This window comes from Paenarthrobacter sp. NEAU-H11 (genome assembly GCF_050573415.1).
Lineage (GTDB): Bacteria > Actinomycetota > Actinomycetes > Actinomycetales > Micrococcaceae > Arthrobacter.
In genome coordinates, this window is sequence record NZ_JBNZGA010000007.1 from 12,930 (window position 1) to 38,003 (window position 25,074).

The 25,074-nt window shown below is 67.9% G+C and carries 21 protein-coding genes and 1 pseudogene; 12 read left to right on the forward strand and 10 right to left on the reverse strand.

Going from position 1 to position 25,074, the window contains the following annotated elements; all coding sequences use genetic code 11:
* Window positions 1-59: 59 nt before the first annotated feature.
* Window positions 60-290, reverse strand: coding sequence for a hypothetical protein (locus tag ACQ3DC_RS10455; protein WP_370460799.1), 231 nt, complete (start codon window positions 288-290; stop codon window positions 60-62).
* A gap of 55 nt (window positions 291-345) precedes the next feature.
* On the opposite strand from ACQ3DC_RS10455, the pseudogene ACQ3DC_RS10460 reads away from it, so the two are divergent.
* Window positions 346-696 (forward strand): annotated as a pseudogene (locus tag ACQ3DC_RS10460) (DUF4232 domain-containing protein); the annotation flags it as partial.
* Window positions 697-810: 114 nt separating this feature from the next.
* On the opposite strand, the gene ACQ3DC_RS10465 reads toward ACQ3DC_RS10460, so the two are convergent.
* Complete coding sequence (locus tag ACQ3DC_RS10465) at window positions 811-1,284, reverse strand: DUF4383 domain-containing protein (protein ID WP_197432425.1); 474 nt, start codon at window positions 1,282-1,284, stop codon at window positions 811-813.
* A 168-nt stretch (window positions 1,285-1,452) separates the two neighbouring features.
* On the opposite strand from ACQ3DC_RS10465, the gene ACQ3DC_RS10470 reads away from it, so the two are divergent.
* The 3 genes from ACQ3DC_RS10470 (at window position 1,453) to ACQ3DC_RS10480 (ending at window position 9,034) form a co-directional block, all read left to right on the forward strand.
* A complete protein-coding gene (locus ACQ3DC_RS10470) occupies window positions 1,453-2,976 on the forward strand; it encodes an FAD-dependent oxidoreductase (RefSeq protein ID WP_430752183.1) in 1,524 nt (507 codons plus the stop codon).
* Window positions 2,977-3,132: 156 nt separating this feature from the next.
* Window positions 3,133-8,211: a DNA glycosylase AlkZ-like family protein gene (locus ACQ3DC_RS10475; RefSeq protein ID WP_430752267.1), complete on the forward strand. Its 5,079-nt coding sequence runs from the start codon at window positions 3,133-3,135 to the stop codon at window positions 8,209-8,211.
* Complete coding sequence (locus ACQ3DC_RS10480) at window positions 8,204-9,034, forward strand: Fpg/Nei family DNA glycosylase (RefSeq protein WP_430752184.1); 831 nt, start codon at window positions 8,204-8,206, stop codon at window positions 9,032-9,034. Before ACQ3DC_RS10475 ends, ACQ3DC_RS10480 begins: the two co-directional genes overlap by 8 nt.
* A 24-nt stretch (window positions 9,035-9,058) precedes the next feature.
* Here the strand turns inward: ACQ3DC_RS10480 and ACQ3DC_RS10485 are convergent, their stop codons facing one another.
* Window positions 9,059-9,706, reverse strand: a complete 648-nt coding sequence (locus ACQ3DC_RS10485; protein ID WP_430752185.1) for a YczE/YyaS/YitT family protein — start codon at window positions 9,704-9,706, stop codon at window positions 9,059-9,061.
* A gap of 61 nt (window positions 9,707-9,767) precedes the next feature.
* On the opposite strand from ACQ3DC_RS10485, the gene ACQ3DC_RS10490 reads away from it, so the two are divergent.
* Complete coding sequence (locus tag ACQ3DC_RS10490; RefSeq protein WP_430752186.1) at window positions 9,768-11,252, forward strand: PLP-dependent aminotransferase family protein; 1,485 nt, start codon at window positions 9,768-9,770, stop codon at window positions 11,250-11,252.
* Between the two features lie 40 nt (window positions 11,253-11,292).
* Here the strand turns inward: ACQ3DC_RS10490 and ACQ3DC_RS10495 are convergent, their stop codons facing one another.
* Together ACQ3DC_RS10495 and ACQ3DC_RS10500 are read right to left on the reverse strand one after the other, a co-directional pair.
* Window positions 11,293-11,985: an SRPBCC family protein gene (locus ACQ3DC_RS10495; protein ID WP_157239227.1), complete on the reverse strand. Its 693-nt coding sequence runs from the start codon at window positions 11,983-11,985 to the stop codon at window positions 11,293-11,295.
* On the reverse strand, window positions 11,978-12,607 hold the full coding sequence (locus ACQ3DC_RS10500; protein WP_157239229.1) for a winged helix-turn-helix domain-containing protein: 630 nt from the start codon (window positions 12,605-12,607) through the stop codon (window positions 11,978-11,980). Before ACQ3DC_RS10500 ends, ACQ3DC_RS10495 begins: the two co-directional genes overlap by 8 nt.
* Window positions 12,608-12,711: 104 nt before the next feature.
* Between ACQ3DC_RS10500 and ACQ3DC_RS10505 the strand changes: the two genes are divergently transcribed.
* The 3 genes from ACQ3DC_RS10505 to ACQ3DC_RS10515 all read left to right on the forward strand — a co-directional run bounded on the left by ACQ3DC_RS10505 (window position 12,712) and on the right by ACQ3DC_RS10515 (window position 15,011).
* Complete coding sequence (locus ACQ3DC_RS10505) at window positions 12,712-13,695, forward strand: RluA family pseudouridine synthase (protein ID WP_430752268.1); 984 nt, start codon at window positions 12,712-12,714, stop codon at window positions 13,693-13,695.
* An 88-nt stretch (window positions 13,696-13,783) separates the two neighbouring features.
* Window positions 13,784-14,413, forward strand: a complete 630-nt coding sequence (locus tag ACQ3DC_RS10510) for a hypothetical protein (protein ID WP_430752187.1) — start codon at window positions 13,784-13,786, stop codon at window positions 14,411-14,413.
* Window positions 14,394-15,011, forward strand: coding sequence for a DedA family protein (locus ACQ3DC_RS10515; RefSeq protein ID WP_157239233.1), 618 nt, complete (start codon window positions 14,394-14,396; stop codon window positions 15,009-15,011). The genes ACQ3DC_RS10510 and ACQ3DC_RS10515 overlap by 20 nt, the downstream gene beginning before the upstream one ends.
* Window positions 15,012-15,046: 35 nt before the next feature.
* Here ACQ3DC_RS10515 and ACQ3DC_RS10520 read toward each other — a convergent pair whose 3' ends face one another.
* A complete protein-coding gene (locus ACQ3DC_RS10520; protein ID WP_430752188.1) occupies window positions 15,047-15,352 on the reverse strand; it encodes a hypothetical protein in 306 nt (101 codons plus the stop codon).
* A gap of 141 nt (window positions 15,353-15,493) precedes the next feature.
* On the opposite strand from ACQ3DC_RS10520, the gene ACQ3DC_RS10525 reads away from it, so the two are divergent.
* Entirely contained in the window at window positions 15,494-15,997 is a 504-nt protein-coding gene (locus ACQ3DC_RS10525; RefSeq protein ID WP_157239237.1) for a hypothetical protein, read from the forward strand.
* A gap of 91 nt (window positions 15,998-16,088) precedes the next feature.
* Here ACQ3DC_RS10525 and ppc read toward each other — a convergent pair whose 3' ends face one another.
* Together ppc and ACQ3DC_RS10535 are read right to left on the reverse strand one after the other, a co-directional pair.
* Window positions 16,089-18,911: a phosphoenolpyruvate carboxylase gene (gene ppc / locus ACQ3DC_RS10530; protein WP_321215299.1), complete on the reverse strand. Its 2,823-nt coding sequence runs from the start codon at window positions 18,909-18,911 to the stop codon at window positions 16,089-16,091.
* A 112-nt stretch (window positions 18,912-19,023) separates the two neighbouring features.
* Window positions 19,024-19,569, reverse strand: coding sequence for a hypothetical protein (locus tag ACQ3DC_RS10535; protein ID WP_430752189.1), 546 nt, complete (start codon window positions 19,567-19,569; stop codon window positions 19,024-19,026).
* Between the two features lie 95 nt (window positions 19,570-19,664).
* Here ACQ3DC_RS10535 and ACQ3DC_RS10540 point away from each other — a divergent pair, with 95 nt between their 5' ends.
* On the forward strand, window positions 19,665-20,513 hold the full coding sequence (locus ACQ3DC_RS10540) for a DUF1684 domain-containing protein (protein ID WP_421093761.1): 849 nt from the start codon (window positions 19,665-19,667) through the stop codon (window positions 20,511-20,513).
* Here ACQ3DC_RS10540 and ACQ3DC_RS10545 read toward each other — a convergent pair.
* Window positions 20,510-21,709, reverse strand: a complete 1,200-nt coding sequence (locus ACQ3DC_RS10545) for an acyl-CoA dehydrogenase family protein (RefSeq protein WP_321215296.1) — start codon at window positions 21,707-21,709, stop codon at window positions 20,510-20,512. The two genes, ACQ3DC_RS10540 and ACQ3DC_RS10545, sit on opposite strands and share 4 nt — an antisense overlap.
* Window positions 21,710-21,711: 2 nt before the next feature.
* Entirely contained in the window at window positions 21,712-22,506 is a 795-nt protein-coding gene (locus tag ACQ3DC_RS10550; RefSeq protein ID WP_323057687.1) for an SDR family NAD(P)-dependent oxidoreductase, read from the reverse strand.
* A 136-nt stretch (window positions 22,507-22,642) separates the two neighbouring features.
* Between ACQ3DC_RS10550 and ACQ3DC_RS10555 the strand changes: the two genes are divergently transcribed.
* Together ACQ3DC_RS10555 and ACQ3DC_RS10560 are read left to right on the forward strand one after the other, a co-directional pair.
* Entirely contained in the window at window positions 22,643-23,854 is a 1,212-nt protein-coding gene (locus tag ACQ3DC_RS10555; RefSeq protein ID WP_430752190.1) for a glycoside hydrolase family 76 protein, read from the forward strand.
* 164 nt (window positions 23,855-24,018) lie between these two features.
* Window positions 24,019-25,071 carry an iron ABC transporter substrate-binding protein gene (locus ACQ3DC_RS10560; protein ID WP_421093759.1) on the forward strand — a complete coding sequence of 351 codons (1,053 nt, stop codon included), beginning with the start codon at window positions 24,019-24,021 and terminating at the stop codon, window positions 25,069-25,071.
* Window positions 25,072-25,074: the final 3 nt, after the last annotated feature.

Here is a 25,074-nt window from a genome sequence, read left to right on the forward strand (position 1 = left end):
CGGCCTCGTGGCGTCGTTGACGCGGGCTCCTGCTGCGGCGAAGGTGGTGCCATGAGGTCTCAGCGAATTTTCCAGGGGTTGGTCATTTCCACGGCTGCCGCGTCGGCGGCATTGATGCTTAGTGCCTGCAGTCCGGGCCAGTCGCAGGCACAGACGACTCCGCCGGCAGGCACCAGCTCAGCCAGCCCGGACGCAACGTCCGCTGCTCCCACGACGTCGGCACCGCCGTCGTCGTCCGGCACGCCCACCGGCTCAGAGACCGCGGCGCCGGGTACACCTGCCCGCTGCAAGGCGGCAGGGCTTACGGCTGCTACCGATGCGTCGGGGGGCGGGGCCGCCGGCAGTGTCTACATGAAGCTCAACCTCACCAACACCGGCGCAGAACCGTGCATCCTCCAGGGCTTTGCCGGCGTCTCCCTGGCAGCGGATGGCGCCGGTGCCCCCATCGGCGCGCCCGCCACCCGCGATGAAACCACCGCACCGGCCGACGTCCTCCTGGCACCCGGCCAGACCGGCTCCGCCGTGCTGCGCTACACCCAGGCCGGAAACTACCCGGACTGCGCCATGGTGGACGCCGCCGGCTACCGGATCTACCCGCCCGAGGACACCGACTCCCTGTTCCTGGCCCAGCCCACGCGCGCCTGCAGCAATGCCGGAATCACGCTGCTGACCATCGGGCCGTTCCAGCCGGCCTGACCTTCCCCCCGGAAACAGTCCAAGGAAAGCTGCAGGCGGTCCGGCGAGTGCCGGGCCGCCTGCAGCTGTCTGTGCTGTGTTGCTGACGTGCGTGGTTACTGACGTGCGTGGTGCTTACCTGGTGGCAGTGGTGGGGCGTCCCGCGCGGGCGGTACCCCGTGACAGGGCGACTCCCAGGCCAACCATTGCCACGCCAAGGACGAAGTGCAGCCAGTCGTCCGCGGTGTTCACCGGGACAAAGTTCGCAGCGGTGTCCTTGCCGATCAGCAGGCCGTAGATCCAGAGGACCAGGTAGATGGCACCGCCGCCCACCAGGTAATTCCTGGACTGCACGGCGCTGCGGGCCATCGCGATGCCGGCCGCGCCGAAGAGCACGTGGACGATGTTGTGCAGCACCGACACCTGGAAAATCCCCAGCAGCAGCGCTTCCGAACCATGTCCGGCGAAACCCAGGGCCTGGTAGTTGGTGGTGACGCCTGGAATGAACCCCAGGAGGCCCACTAAGAAGAAGACTGCACCGACCGCAAGGGCTGTCTTTTGAATGTTGGTCCGGTCCACCGCGCGACCGTCGGAACTCATGCTGGTCATGATCTCTCCTGTTTGCCGTTATGTTCACACCGTGGCTGCCGGGCCGCCGCCTGACCATAGACTTAAACCCCGACATCATAAGTATACTTAGTAAACAGATTGGGATTCATAACAGACCCATCACAAATGGCCCACCAGGACCTGGAGCAAAAGGCAGGCTGAGCAGGCATGACGTCGATTTGGTTGGATCGGGCGGACACTTTCACAACGGACCCGTTCGAAGCCGGAAGCAGCTATGACACCGTGGTGGCAGGCGCCGGACTCACCGGCCTCGTCACGGCACTCCTCCTGGCCCGCTCGGGGCAGAAAGTGCTCGTCCTGGAGGCCAGGTACCCCGGCGCAGTCACCACAGGAAACACCACCGCCAAAGTGTCCCTGCTCCAGGGGACCTTCCTGTCACAGCTCGCCCGCCAGTACTCGCAGAAGCAGGTGCAGGCATATGTGGACGGCAACCGCGAAGGCCAGGCCTGGCTCCTGCGCTACCTCGACGAGAACGGAGTGCCGTACCAGCGGAGGGACGCCTACACCTACGCCGCGTCCCCCCAGGGCACGGAAAAGCTCCGCGAAGAGGTCAGTGCCGGCACCACCGCCGGGCTGGACATGGAATACGTGCGCGACGCCGGACTGCCGTTTGCCGTTCACGGCGCCGTGCGCCTGGCGGACCAGGCACAGATCAACCCGATGGAGGTGCTGGACGTCCTGGTGTCCGACCTCCGCAGCCGGGGCGGATCGGTCGTGGGCGGCGTGCGGCTCCGGGACGTCACGGGCGCCGGACCCGCCACGGTCCACACAGCCCAGGGCAACGTCACCGCCAACCAGGTGGTGCTGGCCACCGGCATCCCGGTGCTGGACCGCGGCCTGTACTTCGCCAAGCTCACACCCAGCCGCTCCTACGCGGCGGCGCTGCAGCTGCAGGAGGACCAGGCGCCTCCACCGGGAATGTACCTCTCAGTGGAACAACCCACCCATTCGCTGCGGGACTATGAGGCGGACGGCCGGCGGCTGCTGCTGGTGGGCGGGCACGGACACCATGTGGGCAGGGCCAGGTCCGAGAAACACCACCTGGGCAGCCTCCTCGACTGGGCCGTGCGGCATTACCCCGGCGCGGTTGCCACCCATACCTGGTCCGCGCAGGATTACCTGCCAACCAACCTCATGCCCTTCTTCGGCAAGTTCCCCCGCGGCAAAGGCCATATCTACTTCGGTACCGGCTACAACAAGTGGGGCATGACCAACGCGGTGGCCGCCGCCGTCGGAATTTCCGCTGACATCCTGGGCGGGAACGTGCCATGGGCGAACACCATCCACCACCGCGTTACCGCACCCTCCGGCGCCCTGTCCGCCGTCGCCCTAAATGCGGGAGTAGCAGCCAAGCTGGCCTCCGGCTGGGGACAGGTGGCTGCCCAGGGCCTGCGGAGGGACAAAAGCCAGCCTGCTGAGCCCGCGCCGGTGGTTCCGGCCGAAGGCGAGGGCAAGGTTTACCGCGAGGGACCCAAACCAGTGGCCGTGTCCACCGTTGCCGGCACCACGTGCAGGCTGTCCGCCGTCTGCACCCACCTCGGCGGGATCCTGCACTGGAATGACAGCGAGCTGACGTGGGACTGCCCACTGCACGGCTCCCGTTTCAGCAGCGACGGAAAGCTCCTGGAAGGGCCCGCCACCAAGGACCTTCCGGCCGCAGGAAAGGCTTGAGCCAGGCATCGGGGAGGCCTGCGGCAAGGCCGGAGCACGGCCGGCATCAGTGTCGGTGGCTTGGGGCATGATGGAGGCATGATCCAGGAACAGGGCCCCCAAACTGGAAACACCAATGGCGGGACTGCCGGCGGGAATGCCGGCGGCGCCGCCGCCATGGCACAGTTCAGCCGGCCCACCAGGGACTGGTTCCTCGGCGCCTTCCCAGGGCCGACGCCCGCACAGGAGGGCGCGTGGCGGGCGATTTCCTCAGGTTCGCACGCCCTGGTGGTGGCTCCTACCGGTTCGGGTAAGACCCTTGCCGCTTTCCTCTGGGCGCTGGACCGGCTGCTCATCGCCTCCACCGAAGAAACGGAGGCTGCCGAGCGCCATGCCGCCGCATCCGGCGCTGCCGCTGCCACGGGCGAAAAGGCCCCCGCCAAAGGCAAGCGGATACGGGCCCCCAAGCGCAAGACCCGAGTCCTCTACATCTCGCCGCTGAAAGCCCTTGGCGTGGACGTCGAACGGAACCTCCGCTCGCCGCTGATCGGCATCACCCAGACCGCCAAGCGGCTCGGCCTGCCGGCACCGCTGACCACCGTGGGCGTGCGCTCGGGGGATACTACTGCCGCGGACCGCCGGACGCTGCTGACCAGCCCGCCGGACATCCTCATCACCACCCCGGAATCGCTGTTCCTGATGCTGACCTCCAGGGCACGGGAAACGCTGGCCGAAGTGGACACCGTCATCATCGATGAAGTCCACGCGGTGGCCGGGACTAAACGCGGCGCCCACCTGGCCGTCTCACTCGAACGGCTGGATGCCTTGCTGCCCAAGCCGGCGCAGCGCATCGGCCTGTCCGCCACGGTGGAACCCAAGGAGCTCGTGGCGCAGTTCCTCGCAGGGTCGGCACCGGTGGAAATCGTGGCCCCGCCCGCCAAGAAGAACTGGGACCTCACAGTCTCCGTTCCCGTGGAGGACATGTCCGACCTCCAGGGCGCTGCCGGCGCCTTTGACTCGGGCCCGGCCTCCGGACTGCAGCCGCAGGCATCCATCTGGCCGCATGTGGAAGAAAAGATCGTGGACCTGGTACTCGCCAACCAGTCCACGATCGTCTTTGCCAACTCCCGCCGGCTGTCCGAGCGGCTCACGGCACGGCTCAACGAGATTTACGCTGAGCGGCAGCTGGTGGCCGTGGGCGGCGGCTGGGATGATCCGGGCTCCCAACCGGCGTCAGGGATTCCCGCCTCCACGGCCACGCCCGCGCACATGATGGCGCAGGCGGGAAGCTCGGCGGGCGCGGATCCGGTGCTGGCGCGCGCGCACCACGGCTCGGTTTCCAAGGACCAGCGTGCGCTCATTGAGGACGACCTGAAGTCCGGGCGGCTGCGGTGCGTGGTGGCCACCTCGTCCCTGGAACTGGGCATCGACATGGGTGCCGTGGACCTGGTGGTGCAGGTGGAATCGCCGCCGTCCGTTGCCAGCGGCCTGCAGCGGGTGGGCCGCGCCGGCCACCAGGTGGGCGAAGTCTCCCAGGGTGTCCTCTTCCCAAAGCACCGTGCCGACCTCGTCCACACAGCCATCACCGTGGAGCGGATGCTGGCAGGCAAGATCGAGCGCCTCAGCATCCCCGCCAATCCCCTGGACATCCTGGCCCAGCAGACCGTCGCTGCCGCCGCCCTCGGCAGCATCGACGTTGAGGAATGGTTCGCCACCGTGCGGCGCTCCGCCCCTTTCGCGTCCCTCCCCCGCTCCGCCTTCGAAGCCACCCTTGACCTGCTGGCCGGCCGCTACCCGTCGGACGAATTCGCCGAGCTTCGTCCCAGGATCATCTGGGACCGCAACGAAGGCACCATCGAGGGCAGGCCGGGGGCTCAGCGCCTGGCCGTGACCTCCGGCGGAACCATCCCGGACCGTGGCCTCTTCGGCGTGTACATCATCGGCACCGAAGTGGAAGGTGCCGCATCCCCTTCCGCTGACGGCAAGCCGGCGCCCGCGCCAAAGGGAGGACGGCGCGTCGGCGAGCTGGACGAGGAAATGGTGTACGAGTCCCGGGTGGGGGACGTCTTTGCCCTGGGCGCGACGAGCTGGAAAATCGAGGACATCACGCACGACCGAGTGCTTGTCTCCCCGGCCTTTGGCCAGCCGGGCAAGCTTCCCTTCTGGAAGGGCGATTCCCTGGGCCGGCCCGTGGACCTGGGGCGCGCCCTCGGCGCGTTCGTCCGCGAACTGTCAGCCTCCGACGTCGGCCCTGCCACCGAGCGCTGCGAGGCAAGCGGCCTGGATGCCTTCGCGGCAAACAACCTGATCCAATACCTCAAAGAGCAGAAACTGGCCACCGAGGTTGTACCGAACGACACCACGCTGGTGGTGGAGCGGTTCCACGACGAGCTGGGCGACTGGCGGGTGATCCTGCACAGCCCCTTCGGCATGCCCGTGCACGCGCCCTGGGCCCTCGCCGTCGGGCAGCGGCTCCACCAGCGCTATGGGATGGACGGCTCCGCCATGGCCGCCGACGACGGGATCGTGCTTCGGGTGCCCATGATGGAGGATGAGCCGCCGGGAGCGGAGCTGTTCCTGTTCGACCCCGAGGAGCTGGAACAGATCGTCACCGCCGAGGTGGGCGGCAGCGCGCTCTTCGCGTCGCGGTTCCGGGAGTGTGCTGCCCGTGCCCTGTTGCTGCCGCGGCAGACTCCCGGCAAGCGGCAGCCACTGTGGCAGCAGCGGCAGCGCTCCGCGCAGCTGCTCGATGTTGCACGGAAGTACCCGACTTTCCCCATCGTGCTGGAAACCGTCCGTGAATGCCTGCAGGACGTTTACGACCTTCCCGCTTTGAAGGACATCGCGGCGTCGGTGGAGCGGCGCGAGCTGAGGATTGTCCAAACCACCACCTCCCAGCCCTCGCCGTTCGCCAAGTCCCTCCTGTTCGGGTACGTGGCACAGTTCCTCTACGAGGGCGACTCCCCGCTGGCTGAGCGCCGGGCTGCCGCACTCGCCCTCGACTCCACGCTCCTCAACGAGCTGCTGGGGCGGGTGGAACTGCGCGAACTGCTGGATCCCAAGGTCATCGAGGCCACCGAGCGCGAGCTCCAGCGGCTGGCCCAGGACCGGCGGGTGCGGGGAATGGAGGGCGTCGCCGACCTGCTGCGGCTCCTTGGCCCCCTGGCACCGGAGGAAGTAGCCGCCCGGCTGGAACCGGCCGCGGCGGTGGAATCTGCACCGGTGGTTGAGCCTGCCGGCGTGGTTGATCCTGCCGAAACCGGGCGCACCCACACGGAGCCCATCCACGCAGAGCCCACCAACACAGAGCCCACCAACACCGCGCACGCCCAACCCGCAGAAGCCGCTGCCCACCTCACCGCCCTGCAGCGGGCCAACCGCGCCATCAAGGTAAACATCGGCGGCGTGGAACGCTTTGCCGCCGTTGAAGACGCCGCGCGGCTCCGCGACGCCATTGGCGTTCCGCTGCCCATGGGCGTCCCGCTCGCCTTCATCGAGCCCGTGGCGGACCCCCTCGGCGACCTTGTTTCGCGCTACGCCCGCACGCATGGACCCTTCACCGCCGCCGAGGCCGCAGCGCGGCTGGGCCTGGGTGTGGCAGTCGTCAGCACGGCCTTGAAGCGCCTGGCCGCGGACGGGCGCGTGGTGGAGGGCGAGTTCCGGCCGCATGCCGCACAGCCGGAAGCCCCCCGGGACGTCGGGGTCGGCGGCGAAGCCGCTCCCGCCGATGGTGTGGAACCTGGTGTGGTGGAACCGGGCCCCCAGCCGGCAGGAGACGGCCCCTCGCCGCACGTGCCCCTCCATGCTGCCGTCAGCGAATGGTGCGACGCCGAGGTCCTGCGGAAGCTCCGCCGTCGTTCGCTGGCGGCCCTCCGCGCGGAAGTGGAACCAGTGGACGCGGCAGCCTACGGGCGCTTCCTCCCCGCCTGGCAGCATGTCCGCACGCCAGGCGGCGGCCGCGGCCAGCCCTCGCTGCGGGGCCTGGACGGCATCATCACGGCCGTTGACCAGCTCTCCGGAATTCCTGTTCCGGCATCCGCGTGGGAGCCGCTCATCCTCGCCAGCAGGGTGTCCAACTACCAGCCGGCCATGCTGGACGAGCTCATGGCCGCCGGGGAAATCCTTTGGTCCGGCGCAGGCGCCCTGCCCGGGAATGACGGCTGGATCAGCCTTCACCTCGCCGACTCCGCGGAACTGACCCTGAACCCCGCAGTCGAGTACGAACCCGGTGATGCCCAGCAGCGGCTGCTGAACCACCTGCGGAACAACGGCGGCGGCTACTTCTTCCGGCAACTGACGGACGTCGCCGGCGGCATGGACTCCGTGCTCAGCGACCAGGAAGTGGTCGCGGCGCTCTGGGACCTGGCCTGGGCAGGCCGGATCACCGGGGACACCTTCGCCCCGGTCCGCGCCCTGATTGCCGGTGGACATACAGCGCATCGGCAGGTGGCGCGGGCACCGCGGGCCAGGGCTCCGCGGCTCAGCAGGCTGGGCCGTTCCCACGGAAGCGGGCTCGTGGGCTCGCCGGGACTGGCGGGCGGTCGTTATGGCGCCTTGGCCGGGGCGGCCGCAACTCCCCCGATGGCTGCCGGCCGCTGGTCCGCCCTTCCGCAGCCGGAACTGGACGCCACCATCCACGCCCGCGCCACTGCCGAACTCCTGCTGGACCGCTACGGGGTGGTCACCAGGGGATCCGTGATGGCGGAACAGATCCTGGGCGGCTTCGGCCTGATGTACAAAGTCCTGGCCAGGCTGGAGGAGGCAGGGCGCTGCCGCCGCGGCTACTTCATTGAGCACCTGGGCGCGGCCCAATTCGCCGTTCCGGCCACTGTTGACCGGCTGCGCTCGTACTCAGAGGACAGCCAGCTCGCCAAGCCCGAGCCGGTTGCCCTTGCCCTGGCCGCCACGGACCCGGCCAACCCGTACGGTGCAGCCCTCCCCTGGCCCGCCCTCCAGGACGACGCCGGCACCGGGCACCGTCCGGGGCGGAAAGCCGGCGCCCTGGTGGTGCTGGTGGATGGGGCGCTGGTCCTGTACGTGGAGAGGGGCGGGAAGACCCTGCTGGCTTTCAGCGGCGATGATGCCGTGCTGGCGGCGGCAGGCGCAGCCCTGGTGGGCGTGGTGAACCGCGGGGCCGTGGACAAACTCATCATGGAGAAGGTCAACGGCCACGGCATCCTGGACACCCCGGTGGCTGCAGCCCTCAGCTCCGCCGGCGCCTACTCCACCCCGAAGGGACTGAGGATCCGTGCCTGAGGGCGACTCCGTCTGGCGTGCAGCCAACCAGCTGCACCAGGCACTGGCAGGCCAGACACTGCTTGGCTCCGATTTCCGCGTTCCGCGCTTCGCCACGCTGAACCTTGCCGGCTGGACCGTGGCCGAGGTAGTCGCGCGCGGCAAGCACCTGCTGATGCGCGTGGTGGGACCGGACGACAAGAGGCTCACCATCCATTCCCACCTGAAGATGGAAGGGGCCTGGCAGGTCTACCCGCCCGGGGGGAAGTGGCGGAAACCAGGCTACACGGCCCGTTGCGTGCTGCGGACCGCGGCTGCGGACGCCGTCGGATTCTCGCTGGGCATCGTGGAAGTGGTGGCCACCGCAAGCGAGGATTCCATCGTGGGATTCCTGGGCCCGGACCTGCTGGGCCCGGACTGGGACCCGGACGAAGCAGAACGGCGGATCCGCTCCGCCCCGGACGTCCCCGTGGGCGTGGCCCTCCTGGACCAGCGGAACCTTGCCGGGATCGGCAACATCTACCGGTGCGAGGCGTGCTTCCTCTCCGGGGTGCACCCCGCCTCGCCGGTGTCCTCGGTGGCGGACCTGCGGACCCTCATGACCGACGCGAAGCAGCTCCTGGAAGTCAACCTGGGCCCCGGCCGCCGGGTCACCATCCTCAACGCCAGGGGCCTTCCGGTGGGCAGGATGGCGGGGCGGCCCGGCTACTGGGTGTACCGCAGGGAACACCAGGCCTGCCTCAAGTGCGGAACACCCATCCGGCGCGGGGTGCTGGGCAAGCTGAACGGCGACGAGGAACGGGACATCTACTTCTGCCCCACATGCCAGCCCCTGTTGGCCTAGGATTCCCCGCCCCCGCCTGCCGCCTCAGTTGGTGCTGGCAAGCGGCTCCGGGGCTGCGCTTCGGGAGTCGCCGCCGCTTCCAGCGTCGGCGTGTGCAGCGGGCACCATGAAGACCGGCAGCAGGAGCTGGACCAGGGGGCCGATGGCAAGGGCGTACACAACAGTCCCCACTCCCACGGAGCCACCAAGGAACCAGCCGACGGCGAGGACAACAACTTCGATCAGCGTGCGGGACACCCGGACAGACCAGCCAGTACGCCTCGCCAGCCCGGTCATCAGTCCGTCCCGTGCGCCGGGACCGAAACGGGCGCCGATGTAGCAGGCCGAAGCGATGCCGTTCAGCAGCACCGCGCCGGCAAGCAGGCCCACCTGTCCGCCCAGGTGGGAGAACGCGGGAATCAGGGCGAGACCGATGTCCGCGAACAAGCCAACCAGGACGGCGTTGCAGAGGGTTCCGAACCCCGGCCACTGCCGCAACGGAATCCACAGCAGCAGCACCAGGAAACTGACGATGATGACCACCACACCGATGCTGAGCCCGGTCCTGCCGGCGACACCCTGGTGAAAGACATCCCACGGGTCCAGGCCCAGCCCGGCGTGGATGAACATAGCGAGGGAGATGCCGTACATGGCAAGGCCGGTAAAGAGCTGAAGAAGTCTGCGGGTCAACATACACACCACCCTGTCAGAAAACTGGCCTTGATTTACATAGCCAGTCTGAAATACTGGCCTGATGTCATCCCTCACCGCCGCCGGCCTTGCCCGTCTCTTGGGCGAGTGGAACGTTGGTGCCGCGGCCGCTTACCGCGAGCTGGCCGACGTCGTACGCCTGCTGGTGCTCGACGGGCGGGTGGCCCTGGACACGGCCCTGCCCAGCGAGCGGGCGCTGTCCGACATCCTGGGCGTCAGCCGGACCACGGTGACTGCCGCCTACGGCCTGCTCCGTGACCAAGGTTTCCTTACCGGCGGCCAAGGCAGCAGGAGCCGGACACGGATCCCGCCGGTGACCCCGGCAGGCACCACGGTGTTCACAGGCCCGGCGCGCAAGGACCCGGCGCTCACCGCCCCCGGACTGGCTGCCCCGGAAGGACTGATCGACCTCGCCTATGCCTCGCTTCCCGCCAGCGGAGAGGTGGTGCACCGCGCGTTCGCGGCGGCCCTCACCGAGCTCCCGGCCCTGCTCCCCGGCTTCGGCTACGACGCCATCGGCCTGCTCCCCCTGCGGGAGGCAGTGGCGGCGCGCTACACCGCGGCCGGAGCGCCCACAACCGCGGACCAGATCTTGGTGACGTCGGGCGCGCAGCATGCCCTCAACATCGTCCTTCGCGCCCTTGCCGGCCGGCAGGAACGGGTGCTGGTGGAGCACCCCAGCTACCCGAACGCCCTCGATGCCATCCGGGCGGCCGGGTGCCGCCCCGTTCCGGTGGCATTCTCCGGGGGCCGGCCGGGGTGGGACATGGACAGCATCCAGGCGGCACTGCAGCAGCAGCGGCCCAAGCTGGCGTACGTGGTTCCGGACTTCCACAATCCAACGGGCCAACTGATGCCGGACCTCCAGCGCCGCCGGCTGGTCCGCGCGGCCGCGGCCGCCGGCACCGTCCTGGTGGTGGATGAGACCCTCCGGGAGCTGAACCTTGACGGCGCCGGGACCACTCCCGTCGCGGCTTTCAGCCCGGCAGTGGTAACCATCGGCTCGCTCAGCAAATCCCATTGGGGCGGCCTCCGCACAGGCTGGATCCGGGCTACTCCGGACCTGGTCCAGCGCTTTGCGGCAGCGCGGACCTCGCTGGATCTGGGCGGACCCCTGATGGAGCAACTGGCCGCCGCCCACCTGGTCAGGGCCTTGGACGAGCCCCTGCCGGCCCGTCTAGCCGCGCTCCGGGACAGCCGGGCCGCGCTCCTGGAACTCCTCGCCGGCCACTTGCCCGAATGGGAGGTGGCGTACCCTGCCGGCGGCCTCTCGGCGTGGTGCAGGCTGCCGGCCCCCATCAGCACTGCGCTGACAGTCATAGCCCCCGACTTTGGAATCCGACTGGCGGCAGGGCCGCGCTTCGGGGTTGGCGGCGCCTTCGAACGCTACCTCCGGGTGCCCTTTACCCTGCCGCCGGAGAAGCTGGAGACCGCAGTCCTGGCCCTGCGTTCAGCGCAGGACCGGCTGGATGCCGCCCCGCAGCTCCGGCGCACCCTCAGGAACGCCCCGGCCGTGGCCATTGCCTGACCCTCGGCTGTCGCCAGCGGTGCGCGTCCCGGCGGCAGCCCTACGCGTACACCTTCGCCAGGAAGTTGCCCCATGCCCTGGCGGTGGCTTCGGAATCCCCTGCACCGCTGAAATCATGGACGGTCATCCCGACGGGTGCGCCCCACGCGTTGCGGCCGAAGAAGCGGTACATGGCCTCGGATGTCCGCAGGCCAAGGAAGTGCTCATTGGAGAAGTCCACTTCCCCTGAAAGCCTCCCCACGCCGTCGAGCTCCACGTCCAGGCGGGAACCCTGCTCCGCGGACGCCACGCCCAGCGCGCCGCGCAGCCGGGCAAAGCCGTCTGGTGACTGGGACGCCGCCGGCGCCTGGATGTCCGTGAATACCACGGGCCGGCCGTCGAAGTACTGCAGGTACTGGCCCAAGGTGTGGAGGTAGAACTCGGTGTGGCGGGAGGCGCCGTCGTACTGTTCGTCCCAGTTGTCCGCAAAGATCCCGCTGTGGACGTAGTGGAGGCGGGCGCCACCGCCGTCAAGCGGTTCCAGGACGTGCTCCAGCTGGTTGAACCAGCCGTCGGGCCCCTCCATCCTGGACACGAGGTGCGTCGGGTATTCCTTGACGGTCTTGACGTCCGGCCACTGGTCCGTGGGGAACATCCACGCGGGCGTTCCAGTGGTCACAGCCTCCCACACGCGCTCCGGCGTGCCCGGAAGCTCGGTGTCGCAGACGATTTCGAAGTTGCGGTTGTCAGTCATTGTCCTGCTCCTTGCCTGAGGGGGTTTCCGTTGTTTCCTTGAGCGGCTTGAGGACGGGATGAAGGGCCACCACGAGGCGGTGCCGCCGCCCGCGGGGAGCGTCGCCGTCGTGGTATTTGTCCACCAGCCGGGTGACTGCCACGCCGAGCTCCTCGGCGAAAGCAGCGCGGTCGGCCGCGGTGCGGAAGGTGACTTCGCCGTCCACCGCGAACGTGGCCAGCTCCTGGCGGGCCGCGGCCGCGCCGGCAATCAGCTTGCCGAGCTCCTGCACCATCCGGCCTGCAAGCGCCAGCAGCCAGAACGCCGAGAAATGGCTGGAAAAGCGGCCCGGATCCGGTGAGATCGAGGCCAGCGCCTGGGGCGAGATCAGGTAGGACGAGGCCGTGGCCTGGACGACGCGCTCGGTCACGTTGCCCTTGCGCCGCTCCTCCACCAGCTCCACCAGCCCGTGCTTCTCCAGGGCCTTCAGATGGTAGTTGACCTTCTGCCTCGGCAGCGCCAGCCTGACCGCGAGCCGGGTGGCCGATGCCGGCTGGACCAGCTCCCGAAGGATCCGGGTACGGATCGGATCGAGTGACGCCTCGGCCGCCGCCGGGTCCTCAATAACCGCTATCTCCAACATGCTTCCAGTATCGTCACCGACAATTTTTATTGTCAAGAACTTTTTTGTCGTCGGTTTTAGTTCGCCGAACGGGCAGGATCGCGCGCCGGTAGAATGGACCGGTGATGCAATCCCCCCTCCCCGTGCGCGACGGCGTGAACGCCACCCGCCTGCGCCTGCCGGAAGAGGGCCCGTGGGACACCGCAATGGACTACATGATGCACCGCTGGGGGCATATCGATCCGCAGGGCATCGAGGACAGGTTCGACGCCGGCGAGATCGTTGGCGAGGGCGGGGTGCCGCTGGACCGGGCTACTCCCCTCCAGGATCACACCTTCATCTGGTACTACCGCAGCCTGCCGCCGGAGACGCGGATCCCGGTGGACATCCGCATCCTCCACCAGGACGAGCACCTGCTGGTGGTGGACAAGCCGCATTTCCTGCCCACCACCCCGGGCGGCACCTACATCCAGGAGTCGGCGCTGGTGCGCCTGCGCAACCAGCTGGAACTGCCGGACCTGATTCCCATGCACCGGCTTGACCGCATGACCGCCGGGGTACTGCTGTTCTCCACCAATCCGCAGACCCGCGGCAAGTACCAGGTGCTCTTCGAGAAGCGCCAGGTGCAGAAGGAGTACGAGTGCGTGGCCGCCGCCCACCCTGCCCCCGGCCATGCCGCCGTCGAATTTCCCGTGGTGGTCCGTAACCGGATGACCAAGTCCCGCAGCTACCTGCTCGCCGAAGTGGTGGACGGTGAACCCAACGCGGAAACCCGGATCGAGCGGCTGGAAACGTTCGACGCCGGCGCTTCCCCGGGTGCCTCCGGCGCCACGGCCGCGGCATCGGGCGGTCCCCGGCGCCTCGCGCGGTACCGGCTGGAGCCGCATACCGGAAAGACCCACCAGCTGCGGGTGCACATGGCTTCACTCGGCCTGGGCATCATTAACGACGCGTTCTATCCGGAGCTGCTGGACAAGGCACCGGACGACTACAGCCGGCCGCTCCAGCTGCTGGCCCGCGGCATCCGGTTTGTTGACCCCATCGCGGGAGTGCCCGTGGAGTACCGCAGCCGGCTTGAACTCAGCACTGCCGGCCCCGCCCGCAGCTGACCGGCCGCGCCTGGCCGCTGCGTCCTCTGGATGGCGGGTGCCGACGGGACTATCCTGAGGGATACCTGGGCCAAGGCAAGGAAGCACAATGGACGCGCTCATCGAAATACCCGGCGATCGGACAGCCGCCCGTTTTGCCTACGCAGCAGCCGGGCTGGGCGCGGTGGGAGTGGCCACCCTGGGCGCCATGTTTGCCGTGGAAGTCCCCCGCAACGGACCCTATGTCTTCGGCACCATCAATGACGCAACGGGCGCCGTGTTCAACCTGGCGGCCATCCCCGTAATCCTCCAGGTCCACCGCCGGCTGCCCCGGACGGGCGCCTCCGACGCCGGCAAGTGGGTGGTCATTGCTTCCTGCGCGGCCGGATCCGCAAGCTCGTTCCTGCTGGTTTCCAGGCAGCTCGATTTCAAGAGCTCCACCGCCATTTCGGTCGCGGCGATGACCGTCCAGGCGGGCTGGTTCCTGCTGGCACACCGGGAGCTCCTGGCCTCCGGCGGGTACCCGCGGAAGCTCGCCAGACTGGGGCATGCCATTGGAGGTTCGCTGCTGGTGGCGCTGCCCGTGGCCGCCCTCACCGCAGTGGAGCAGCTTCCCCGCTGGATCCGCTACGGGGTTGGCGGTGTCGGCGTCGCGGCGGGAGCAGCCGCCTGGATCGCCTGGCCGTACTGGTACTTCCTGGCCGGCCGGCAGTTGGGCCATGGACTTCGGCAGCGCTGAGAGCTGGGGGACGGCGATCTACTTTTGGATCATCCCCGTGGTTCTCGGTGATGCCATCTTCCCGCCCGTTCCCTCCGAAATGGTGGTGATAACCGCCGGCGCCCTGTCCGCGGACGGACGCGCCAACGTCTTCCTGGTGGTAATACTCTCGGCCGTGGCCTCCTGGATCGGCGACATGGTGGTTTTCCAGCTCTTCCGGCGGCGGCTGAGCCACGTGCTGGACCGGTGGAAGTGGGGCCGGCGGGTCCACCAGGGCATCCACGAAGCCATCGCCAAAGCCGGCCGTTCGTCCACCTACGGGACCATCATCGGTGCCAGGTTTATCCCGGGCGGCCGGCTGGCCACCTCGGCCGCTGCCGGCATAGCCAACGTCTCCGCGCCGGGATTCAGCCTGTGCGCGGGCATCGGGGCAGTGCTGTGGGCATGCTGGCTGGTGGGCCTGGGCTACTTCACGGGCTCGGCAACCAAGCTGCCGTTTTGGGCCAGCTCGCTGATTGGAGTGGCGCTCGGCCTGGTGGTGGGCGCCGCCGTCGGCGTGATCGTGACCCGGCGGCGCGGCAGCCGGTCACCAGTGGAGGAACCGGGCCCTCTGGGCTGAGCGCTGGACGACTCCGGGCCCAGTGGCAGCGGGTCCTACACGGGAGCCCAGCGGCCGCGGTTGCGGCGCAGCACCGTGAGCGAACCGGTGAGGGCAACGCGTTCGACGGCGTCCCGCATGATGGCTGCCGATTCCCGCGCCTGCTTGTTCTCACCGCTGTACTCGGTGGCCTCCACGAGGAACCGCAGGTTCAGCTGCGGCACCCCGCCGGCAATCTGCAGCTGGTTCGACTCCACATGGTGGCGGGTTCCCAGCGCTTCCACCGCAGCGTCCATCACGGCTTCAGGCGGGTTACCCGGCCGAAGTCCGGTGATCTTCAGGCGGGTCTGGAAGGAGGGCATGCCTTCAACCCTAATCAATAGCCTGCGAAAAGCCCGTCCGGCAGTGGATCCAAATCACCCATGGCGGTCTCCGGTACGGCGGGGCTACACTAGCCCCGCGGTCTCATCTTCAGTATCAACAACGAGAAAAGAAGACGGAACATGAGACGGAATATCCTTCGCGCCTTTGCCACCACATTTGCGGTCCTCCTGGCCTCGGTTTTGGGCATCAGTGCCGCTTCAGCAGGCTCGGGCCAGAGCGACCTGGCGGCGGTTCGCCAAGCCACGGTCCAGTACCGCAACGTTGACGCAGCCGTAATGGCCGGGTACGAGGCAGTGGGTGAATGTGTTCCAGGCATGGGCTTCCACTACGTCAACTTCAGCCAGTTCGGCCAGATGGACCCGCTGACCCCGGACGCACTGACGTACGCAGCCAACAGCGCGGGCCAACTCAGGCTGGTGGCCGCAGAATGGTTCAAGGTGGACGAGGACCAAGACCTGGGAACCGACAGCGACCGGCCCTCCATGTTTGGCAAGGACTTTGACGGCCCCATGCTGGGCCACGCCCCTGGCATGCCGATCCACTACGACCTCCACGCCTACCTCTGGCAGGGTAACCCGGACGGTGTGCTGGCAACCTACAACCCGAAGGTCCGCTGCCTGTAGGGGCAGCAGCGGCCACTTACGGATGCGCTATCACTTTTAGTTGCTTCCCGGCACGGGAGCAACCAAGAGTGATGGCGCAACGCCAGAACGCCTAGCCCGTGTTCCGGAGCCCGGCTGCCACGCCGTTGACGGTGATCAGCATGGCGCGCTGGAGGCGTTCGTCAATTTCGGCGCCGCTGATGCCATCAGCGGCTTCAGCCGCTTCAGCCCGGACGCGGCGCAGGAGCTCCACCTGCAGGTAGCTGATGGGATCCAGGTATTGGTCCCGGATTTCGAGTGAACGCTTGAGCGTGGGCTGGGCATCCAGGAGCAGGTTCTCGCCTGTCAGCTTCTGCACCTCGGATACTGTCAGCTCATACTCCTCCCGGATGGACCGGAAGATGTGATGCAGTTCCTCGGGGACGAGGGTGGAGACGTAGTAGCCGGCGATGTCCAGGTCCGTCTTGGCGAGGGTCATCTCCACGTTGGAGAGCACGGACCGGAAGAAATGCCAGTTCTCCCACATTTCCACGAGCTGCGCCGCGTTGCCGGCCTCGCGGGCCGCCTTGAGGCCGGAGCCCACGCCGAACCAGCCGGGGACGATCTGGCGGGACTGCGTCCAGCCGAACACCCAAGGGATGGCACGCAGCCCGCCGAGGCCCGCTCCGGAATCCGGCCGCTTGGACGGGCGGGAGCCGATGTTCAGCGAGCCCAGTTGCTCCACCGGGGTGGAGGCCATGAAGTAGGCCGGAAGGTCGGGGTTGTCGATCAGGTTCCGGTAGCGGTCGAAAGCGGCGTCGGAGATGGTCTCCATGACGTGCCCGTAGCGTTCCCGCTGGTCGGCGGAGGTGCGCGGGTCCTTGTGCAGGGCCGAGCCCTGCAGCACGGCGGCCAGGGACAGCTCAAGGTTTTCGCGGGCGAGCTCGGGCAGGGAGTATTTGTCCGAGATGACCTCGCCCTGTTCCGTGAACTTGATCTCGCCTTCGAGCACGCCGTTGGGCTGCGCCAGGATGGCATCGTACGTGGGTCCGCCGCCGCGGCCCACCGACCCGCCGCGGCCATGGAACAGGCGCACGCGCACGCCGTGCTTGGCGGCGACGTCCCGCAGCTTCCGCTGGGTCTTGTGGATTTCCCACTGGCTGGTCATCACGCCGGATTCCTTGTTGGAGTCCGAGTAGCCAAGCATGACTTCCTGGACGTCCCCGCGCAGGCGCACCAGTTCGCGGTAGGAGGGATCGGACAGCAGCTGGTCAACGATCTCCGCGGAGGCCCGCAGCTCCTCAACGGTCTCCAGCAGGGGCGCGAACCCGAGCCTGGCGTAGGGCTTCTCGCCAAAGAGGTTCACCAGGCCGGCCTCACGGGCCAGGACGGCCGCGGCCAGGACGTCGTCGGCGCCGCGGGTCATGGAGATGATGTAGGTCTCGATGACGTCCGGGCCGTACGTGCGCAGGGCGCGGCGGATCTCACGGAAGACGTCGTACGTGCCGTCAGCGGCGCCGTCGAGCTTGATCGGGTGCCCGGACAGCGGCCGGCGCGAGGCGAGCTCGGAACCGAGCACCTCAAAGCGTTCCTCGCGGCTGAGTTCCGCATAGCGCAGGCCGGGTCCGCCCAGGCGGTCCATCAGCTGGCCAACGGCGTCATGGTGGTGGTCGGCGTGCTCGCGGATGTCCAGGGTTGCCAGGTGGAGTCCGAACGAGGCGATGGCGCGGCGCACCCGGGCCAGTGCGCCGTCGGCAGCCAACGACGCCGAGTGGTTGCGGAGAGAGAGCTCCACCAGTTCCAGGTCCGCCAGGAGTTCGCCGGTGCCGCTGTAGTCGCGGCCGTGTTCGTGGTGCGAGCCCGCCGCCACCCGCTTGCCGGTGTTGATCAGCTTGGCCTTGATGCAGGTCAGCTTCAGCCGGTAGGGCTCCTGGGCGTTGAGCTCCAGCACCCGCTTATCCAGGCCGGGCAGTTTCTGCAGGTCGGCCTCGATGGATTCCAGCAACTCCGGGTCCGCCCCCGCGAGCGCGGTGGAGTTGGAAAGGATGGAGATCAGTTCGTCGATCATGCCGATGCTGATGCGGACCGCATGCTGGTTCTGGATCTGCAGGATCTCCCGGGTGACCGCGGCGGTGACGTTGGGGTTGCCGTCCCGGTCGCCGCCGATCCATGAGCCGAAGCGGATGGGGGCGTCCTGGGATGCAAGGGTTACTCCGTGCTCGCCCAGCAGGTCGGAGAATTCGCTCAGCATCTCCGGCATTGCGTCGGTGAGGATGCTGCCCAAGTAATAGATGGCGTTGCGGGCCTCGTCCACCGGCGTGGGCCGAACCTGGCGGAGCTCGTCCGTCTGCCACATCTGGTCGATGATTTCGGCCAGCTGGCGGTCCTGGCGCCGGCGTGCAGTGGTGCCCTCTGCGGTGGGCCGGGCCAGCACGTCGGAGAGCTTGCGGATCTTGTCCAGCACGGACCGGCGCGAGGCTTCGGTGGGGTGGGCGGTGAAGATGGGGCGGACGTCCAGCCCGTTGACCACTTCCTGCAGCACCGCCGGTCCGGCCTGGTCAGCGATGTCGGCAACCGTCTTGGCCAGCCAGCCGTCCTTTTCAGCGCGCGTGCGCAGCCCCCGCACCCGGTGGACCTGTTCGGCGGCGTTGGCGAGGTGGAAGTAGAAAGCGAAGGCGCGGACCAGGTCGGTGGCCTGCCCGATGGGCAGGGAGCCCAGGAGCTCGCGGACCTGGGCCACGACGTCATGCGCACTCCAGGGACCGGTGGCGTCCGCACCGCCGCGGGCCGCTTCCTTGGACTCCTTGGTGAGGAGGCGCACCTGCTCCACCAGGTCAAGGAGCTCAGGTCCGTGCTGGCGGACCAGCGATTCTCCCAGCAGGGTGGAGACGCGACGGACGTCTGCCCTCAGTTCGGAGGCAAGATCGGTTTCGGGATTCGTTGCAGTGTGAGCCATGGAAACTATCTTTCGAGGGTTCGGACTTGGCTCGTACACTGCGCTGGATACTGTGAGCCACGTAACTAGCTAAAGATGCTACCCGCACTTCGGCGGCATAGGGGAATCCGTCTCAGATAATGTCGTGCGCTTGGTAACCTACGTGCCGCTTGACGAGTTCGAGCTCCTTCCGGAGTTGCTCAACTTCAGACATATAGCCTGTGAATTCTGCCTTGAGCCGCTTGGCGGCCCTGGCGGTGACTACCATGGCCACCAGCGCCAGGGGCACCGACAGCGCGAGCGCCCAGCCCGCGGCAACAAAGAAATCCAGCGCCACCGGCAACGCGGACCGGAAGTCCACGAACTCGTTGATGCCGTCGGTAACGCCGCCCAGCATCCCTTCCAGCGGTTCCAGGAACTGCCCCACCATCGGTGCGTCAGTGAGCGGAGGCGGGCTCAGTTTTGACTGCTGGTCACCGCCCCAGCGGCCGTCGCCCAGGTGGTTCAGGACGTAGATCCCCGCACCGGCACTGGCTGCCATGAACACCACCAGGGCTGCCAGACCCGCCAGGTCGGGCCGCCGCGGCCGCCACAGGAGGATTGCCACGCCGACTGTTACTGCCGTGATCCAGGTCAGGGCCTTGAGCCATTCGGTGCTTACTCCAGCAAGTATGTCCACGCCACCTATTCAACAGGGCGGACCGTATCAAAGTGGAATGAACGCCGGCGCGGTGCGGTTGTAGGGTATGGCAATCCGACCGTGTGAAAGGAACCATGGGCACCCTCCCCGCAGCCAAGGTGGAGCGCTGGCAGCGCTTCCGCGACAACCGCAACAAAGCCCTAGCCGCCCGCCACGGCTGGCTGACCCTCACCTCGTTCCAGTGGCTTGAGAACTCCCCCGCCGCCGTCGAACTTGCTCCCGGGCTCTGGTCGACGGACGGTACGACCGCGGAACTCACCGCGGTGCCCGCCGACGGCCTGTCCCTGGTGGAGTCAGGGGAACCGGTGTCCGGGACGATTTCCGCGGCCCTCGCCGATGAGGAGTCGCTGATGTGGGTGCAGTTCGGCGGACCTGGCGGGGACCAGGTGGTGGTGGAACTGGCCATGCGGGCCGGGCGCTATGCCATCCGGACCCGGGACTCGGCCTCCCCCGTGCTCACCGGATTCGCTGGCGTGCCAACGTTCGACTACAACCCGGAGTGGGAGGTGGCGGGCAGGTTCGAACCCTATTCCCGGCCCGTGGACGTGCCGATCGCCACGGCCAACCCCCTGGTGGACGGCATCCACCGCACCGTGGGTGAAGTGGTGTTCCGCGTCGGCAGCGCCCACGAGTGCCGGCTGCAGGCGGAGGAGGAAAAACTCGGGGCGCTGTCCGTCACTTTCCATGACGAAACCAACGGCGCCGCCCCGCCGGGACAAACAGCTGACTGGCGCAAGCTGTCCCTGCCGCGGCCCCGAACGGATTCATCCGGAAATGCGACCGTGGTGCTGGATTTCAACCGCGCCATCAACTATCCCAGCGCCTTCACCCCGTACGGCACGTGCCCCATGCCGGTGCGGAACAATTCGCTGGACGTGCGCGTCGAGGCAGGCGAGAAGCTTCCGTACACCCGCGAGGATTAGGCGATGGCCGAAACCCCGGTGATGGCGCGGCCCGCAATCAGGGTGTTGACCTCGAAGGACCCTTCGTAGGTGTAAATGGCCTCGGCGTCGGAGAAGATCTTGGCCATGCGGTAATCGGTCACAATGCCGTTGCCGCCCAGGATGGACCTGCCCATTGCCACAGTTTCCCTCATCCGCGCGCTCAGGTATGACTTCGCGAGCGCCACCTGCGGCATGTCCGCGGCGCCGTCATCCTGCAGCCGCGCGAGGGCGGCCATCATGCCCATGCTCGCCACGGCGTTGCCGAGCATCGTCACGAGCTGCTGCTGGATCAGCTGGAACTGTGCCAGCGGGCGGCCGAACTGCCTGCGCTCCAGGGCGTACTGCCGGGCGACGTCGAAGGCGGCCAGCTGCTGGCCCACGGCCTGCCAGGCGACCATGATCCGCGAGCCCCGCAGCAGCTCCTTGGTGTCCTCGAAGCTGCTGACGGACGCGAACCGGTCCGCCTCGGCCACGCGGACGTCCGCCAGGAGGATGTCCGCGTTCTGCACCGTCCGCAGGGCAATCTTGTTCTCGATCCGGGTCCGCGTGACGCCCGGCAACGTGGCGTCCACGATGAACCCGCGGACCGACCCGTCCGCCTCATCCAGCGCCCACACGAGCATGTAGTCGCAGAACGTCCCGTTGCCGATCCACCGCTTGGCGCCGTTCAGCACCCAGGCATCACCGTCGTCGTCCGCCTCGCCTGTCACAGAGGAGATGCGCCTGGCCCGCGTCTCCATGCCGCCCGCCACGTCCGAGCCGTGGTTGGGCTCAGTCAGGGCGAAGGCACCCGTGATGCGCAATTCCGAGGCGTCCGCCAGCAGCCGCTGCTTCTGGTCCGCGGACCCGAAGTCGTACAGGGCCTGGACAAACAGATCGTGGTGGACCAGGAAGAAAGTGGCAATCGAGGTGTCCACGCGCGTCATCTCGGCGATGACCAGGCCGGCGAACAGGTTGCTGTAGCCGCGCTGGGCGGGCGTGCTGAGTTCAAGGGCAGCCAGTTTGGGCAGGATGTGCGCGGGGAACTCGGCCTTGTTCCACCAGTCCCCTGCGTACGGCGCAATCTCGGCGGCCAGGAAATCCCGCAGTTCGGCGAGCTTGTCCCGTTCCTTTTGGCCCAGGAGGGATTCAAAGGCGAAGAAGTCCGCTGAGGGCAGCTCGGGCTGTGTTTCCATGCTCACTTCGGGCCCATCCGGATGGCGCCGTCCAGGCGGATGGTTTCCCCGTTCAGCATGGCGTTGTCCACGATGTGCGCCACCAGGTTCGCGTACTCGCCGGGCCTGCCCAGCCGTGACGGATGCGGCACCTGCGCGCCCAGGGAGTCTTGCGCCTCCTGCGGCAGGCCGGCCATCATGGGCGTCTCAAAAATGCCTGGCGCGATGGTGACCACCCGGACCAGCGAGCGGGCCAGTTCCCGGGCGATTGGCAGCGTCATGGCCGCCACTGCGCCCTTGGAGGCCGCATACGCCGGCTGGCCGATCTGGCCTTCGAAGGCCGCGACCGAGGCGGTGTTGATGATCACGCCGCGCTCGGGCCCGCCCAGCACCGTAGTGGCCGGCTCGGTGGCTGCCATCGCTGCCGCTGCGAGGCGCAGCACGTTGAAGGTGCCGATGAGGTTCACCTGGATGACCCGGTTGAAGGCCTCGAGCGGAAGCACGCCGTCCCGGCCCAGGACCTTTCCGGGGGTGGCGATCCCGGCGCAGTTCACCACGATCCGCAGCGGGCCAAGGCTGCCCGCGGCGGCGACGGCGGCCTGGACCTCGGACTCGCTGGTCACGTCCGCGGGTGAAAAGACGGCGGACCTGCCTGGAGCGCCGGCCGCGTTCAGTTCTTCTGCGAGGGCAGCCCCTGCCGACGACGGGAGGTCAACCAGCACCACGGAAGCGCCGTCGTCGAACAGGCGCCGGGCTGTTGCCGCCCCCAGGCCGGAGGCACCCCCGGCCACCAGCGCCACAGTGCCGTTGACGTCCATACATCCTCCTTGATGCGCGTCCCCCACGGCAGGCCGGCCGCGGAGGTTAGTTAGTGAATGTTAACTGAAATACGCGAGGCCTGCATCACCGGGGCCCTTCCTGGCCGGCTGGAGGAAGCGGGCTAGGGTGGGATCCATGACGCGTCCGGAGCCCGCCCCTGACCGCCAGGATCCTTCCCACTGGCACGGCAGGGCAAATGAAGCTGCACGATCGGTGACCACGCTCTTCGGCAGGAGGCTCCTGTTCCTGCCGGGCACCCATCTCGGTGCCGTGCAGTGGCCCCCACCTTCCTGGCGCAGGGATCCGAAGGGCGCACTCCCGGGCCCCTGGCATTACTGGTGGCAGGCCCATTACGTTGACTGCCTGGTTGATGCAGGGCGGCGGGAACTCGGCTACGGCGCCACCCCGGCCGCGCGGTTCAACGGCCCGGAACACCCCAGCGCCGGGCGGCTCGCCTCCCGCCTGGTCACCGGCATCCGGCTGCGGAACGCCTTCACGTTCGTCAACAGCTATTACGACGACATGGCCTGGCTGGCGCTTGCCACCCACCGGCTCGACAAGCTGGCCGAGGAGACCCGCAGGCCGGGGCGCGGGCGCAACGCGCGCGTCCGGAAGTCCCTCACCCTCCAGTTCGAGGCCGCGTGTACCGCCGACCTGGGCGGCGGCGCTTTCTGGAGCAAGGCGCGGGATTTCAAGAACACCCCGGCCACGGCGCCGGTCGCCCTCTACTTCGCCCGGACGGGCAGCCCCGGGAAGGCACAGGCGCTGCTGGACTGGCTGGGGGCCACCCTCTTCGACCCGGACCAGGGCCTGTACCTTGACGGGGCGCGGCTGAATGCGGCGGGCGAAGTGGTGCTTGAACGGGCGGTCTACACCTACAATCAGGGCCCCGTCCTGGGCGCCCTCCTGGAACAGGGCGGGGAGGCGAACCTTGCCCGGGCAGCAGTCGTGGTGGAGGCGGTGGACCAGCTGCTGACGGTACCGGCCCCAACCGCCGGCGAGGGCCGCGTCCTGCGGTGCGAAGGAACGGGCGACGGCGGCCTGTTCACCGGGATCCTCTGCCGCTACCTGGCGCTGGCGGCCGCCGATGCCCGGCTGTCCCCGCAGACCCGCAGCACCGCAGCCACGCTGGTGGCCCACACTGCAGGCGCCTTCTGGGCCGGTCGGCGCCCCGCGGAAGCCGGCCCGGCCGCCGGAAGGAACGGCGCAAGCATCTTCTCCGTACATGCCGCCAAGCCGGCACGGGAAACCTGCCCCGCGGGCACCGCCGTCGAACTTTCCACCCAGCTGCAGGCATGGATGGCCCTCGAGGCCGCAGCAACCCTCCCGGACAGCGCGGGCAATTAGGGCACGCAACAGTTCCGTAATTGTTGTGATCCTGCTCACATAAGGTCATTGTGGTTTGGTGGCTTAGGTATGGCTAACCTACGCTTTTTCACGTAGGCCTCCCGAATCCCCCGGCCCATGAGGACTCCGGTCCCGTTGACTTTTTCCCAGAAAGCAGCCCCTCAATGAAGATCCGCAACAGCGCCTTGGCCGGCATCGCCCTCGCCGCCACCGCAGCCCTCGGACTGACCGCCTGCGGCGGCGGTTCCACCCCGGCAGCCACCGGCTCGTCCGCCGCCGGCGGGGACTCGGGCGGAATCACCGTCTACAACGCGCAGCACGAAAGCCTGACCAAGGAATGGATCGACGCTTTCACGGCGGAGACCGGCATCAAGGTCACCATGCGCCAGGGATCGGACACCGAACTGTCCAACCAGATCATCCAGGAAGGCGACGCCTCCCCGGCCGACGTTTTCCTGACGGAGAACTCCCCCGCCATGACCCAGGTTGAGAACGCCGGCCTGTTCGCGGACGTGGACGCGGCAACCGCTGCGCAGGTGCCGGCAGAGTTCCGTCCTTCCACCGGCAAGTGGACCGGCATTGCTGCCCGCTCCACCGTCCTGGTGTACGACAAGAACAAGCTCACGGAAGACAAGCTGCCCAAGTCCATGCTGGACCTGGCGAAGCCGGAGTGGAAGGGTAAATGGGCTGCTTCCCCGTCCGGCGCCGACTTCCAGGCCATCGTTTCCGCGCTGCTGGAACTCAAGGGAGAGGCCGCCACGGAGGAGTGGCTCAAGGGCATGAAGGAAAACTTCAAGGCCTACAAGGGCAACAGCACCGCCATGAAGGCCGTCAACGCCGGTGAAGTGGATGCCGCCCTGATCTACCACTACTACTACTACGGGGACCAGGCCAAGACGGGCGAGAACTCCAAGAACGTCAGCCCGTACTACTTCAAGAACCAGGATCCGGGCGCCTTCCTCTCCGTATCCGGCGGCGGTGTCCTGAAGAGCTCCAAGAAGGCTGCTGACGCCCAGGCGTTCCTGAAGTTCATCACCGGCAAGAAGGGCCAGGAAATCCTGAAGGACGGCACGTCGTTCGAGTACGCCATCGCCTCGGATGTTCCGGCCAACGAGAAGCTGGTTCCGATCGCGGAGCTCCAGGCCCCCATCGTCGATCCCGCCAAGCTCAACTCCGAAAAGGTCACCGACCTGATGACCTCGGCAGGACTCCTCTAAATC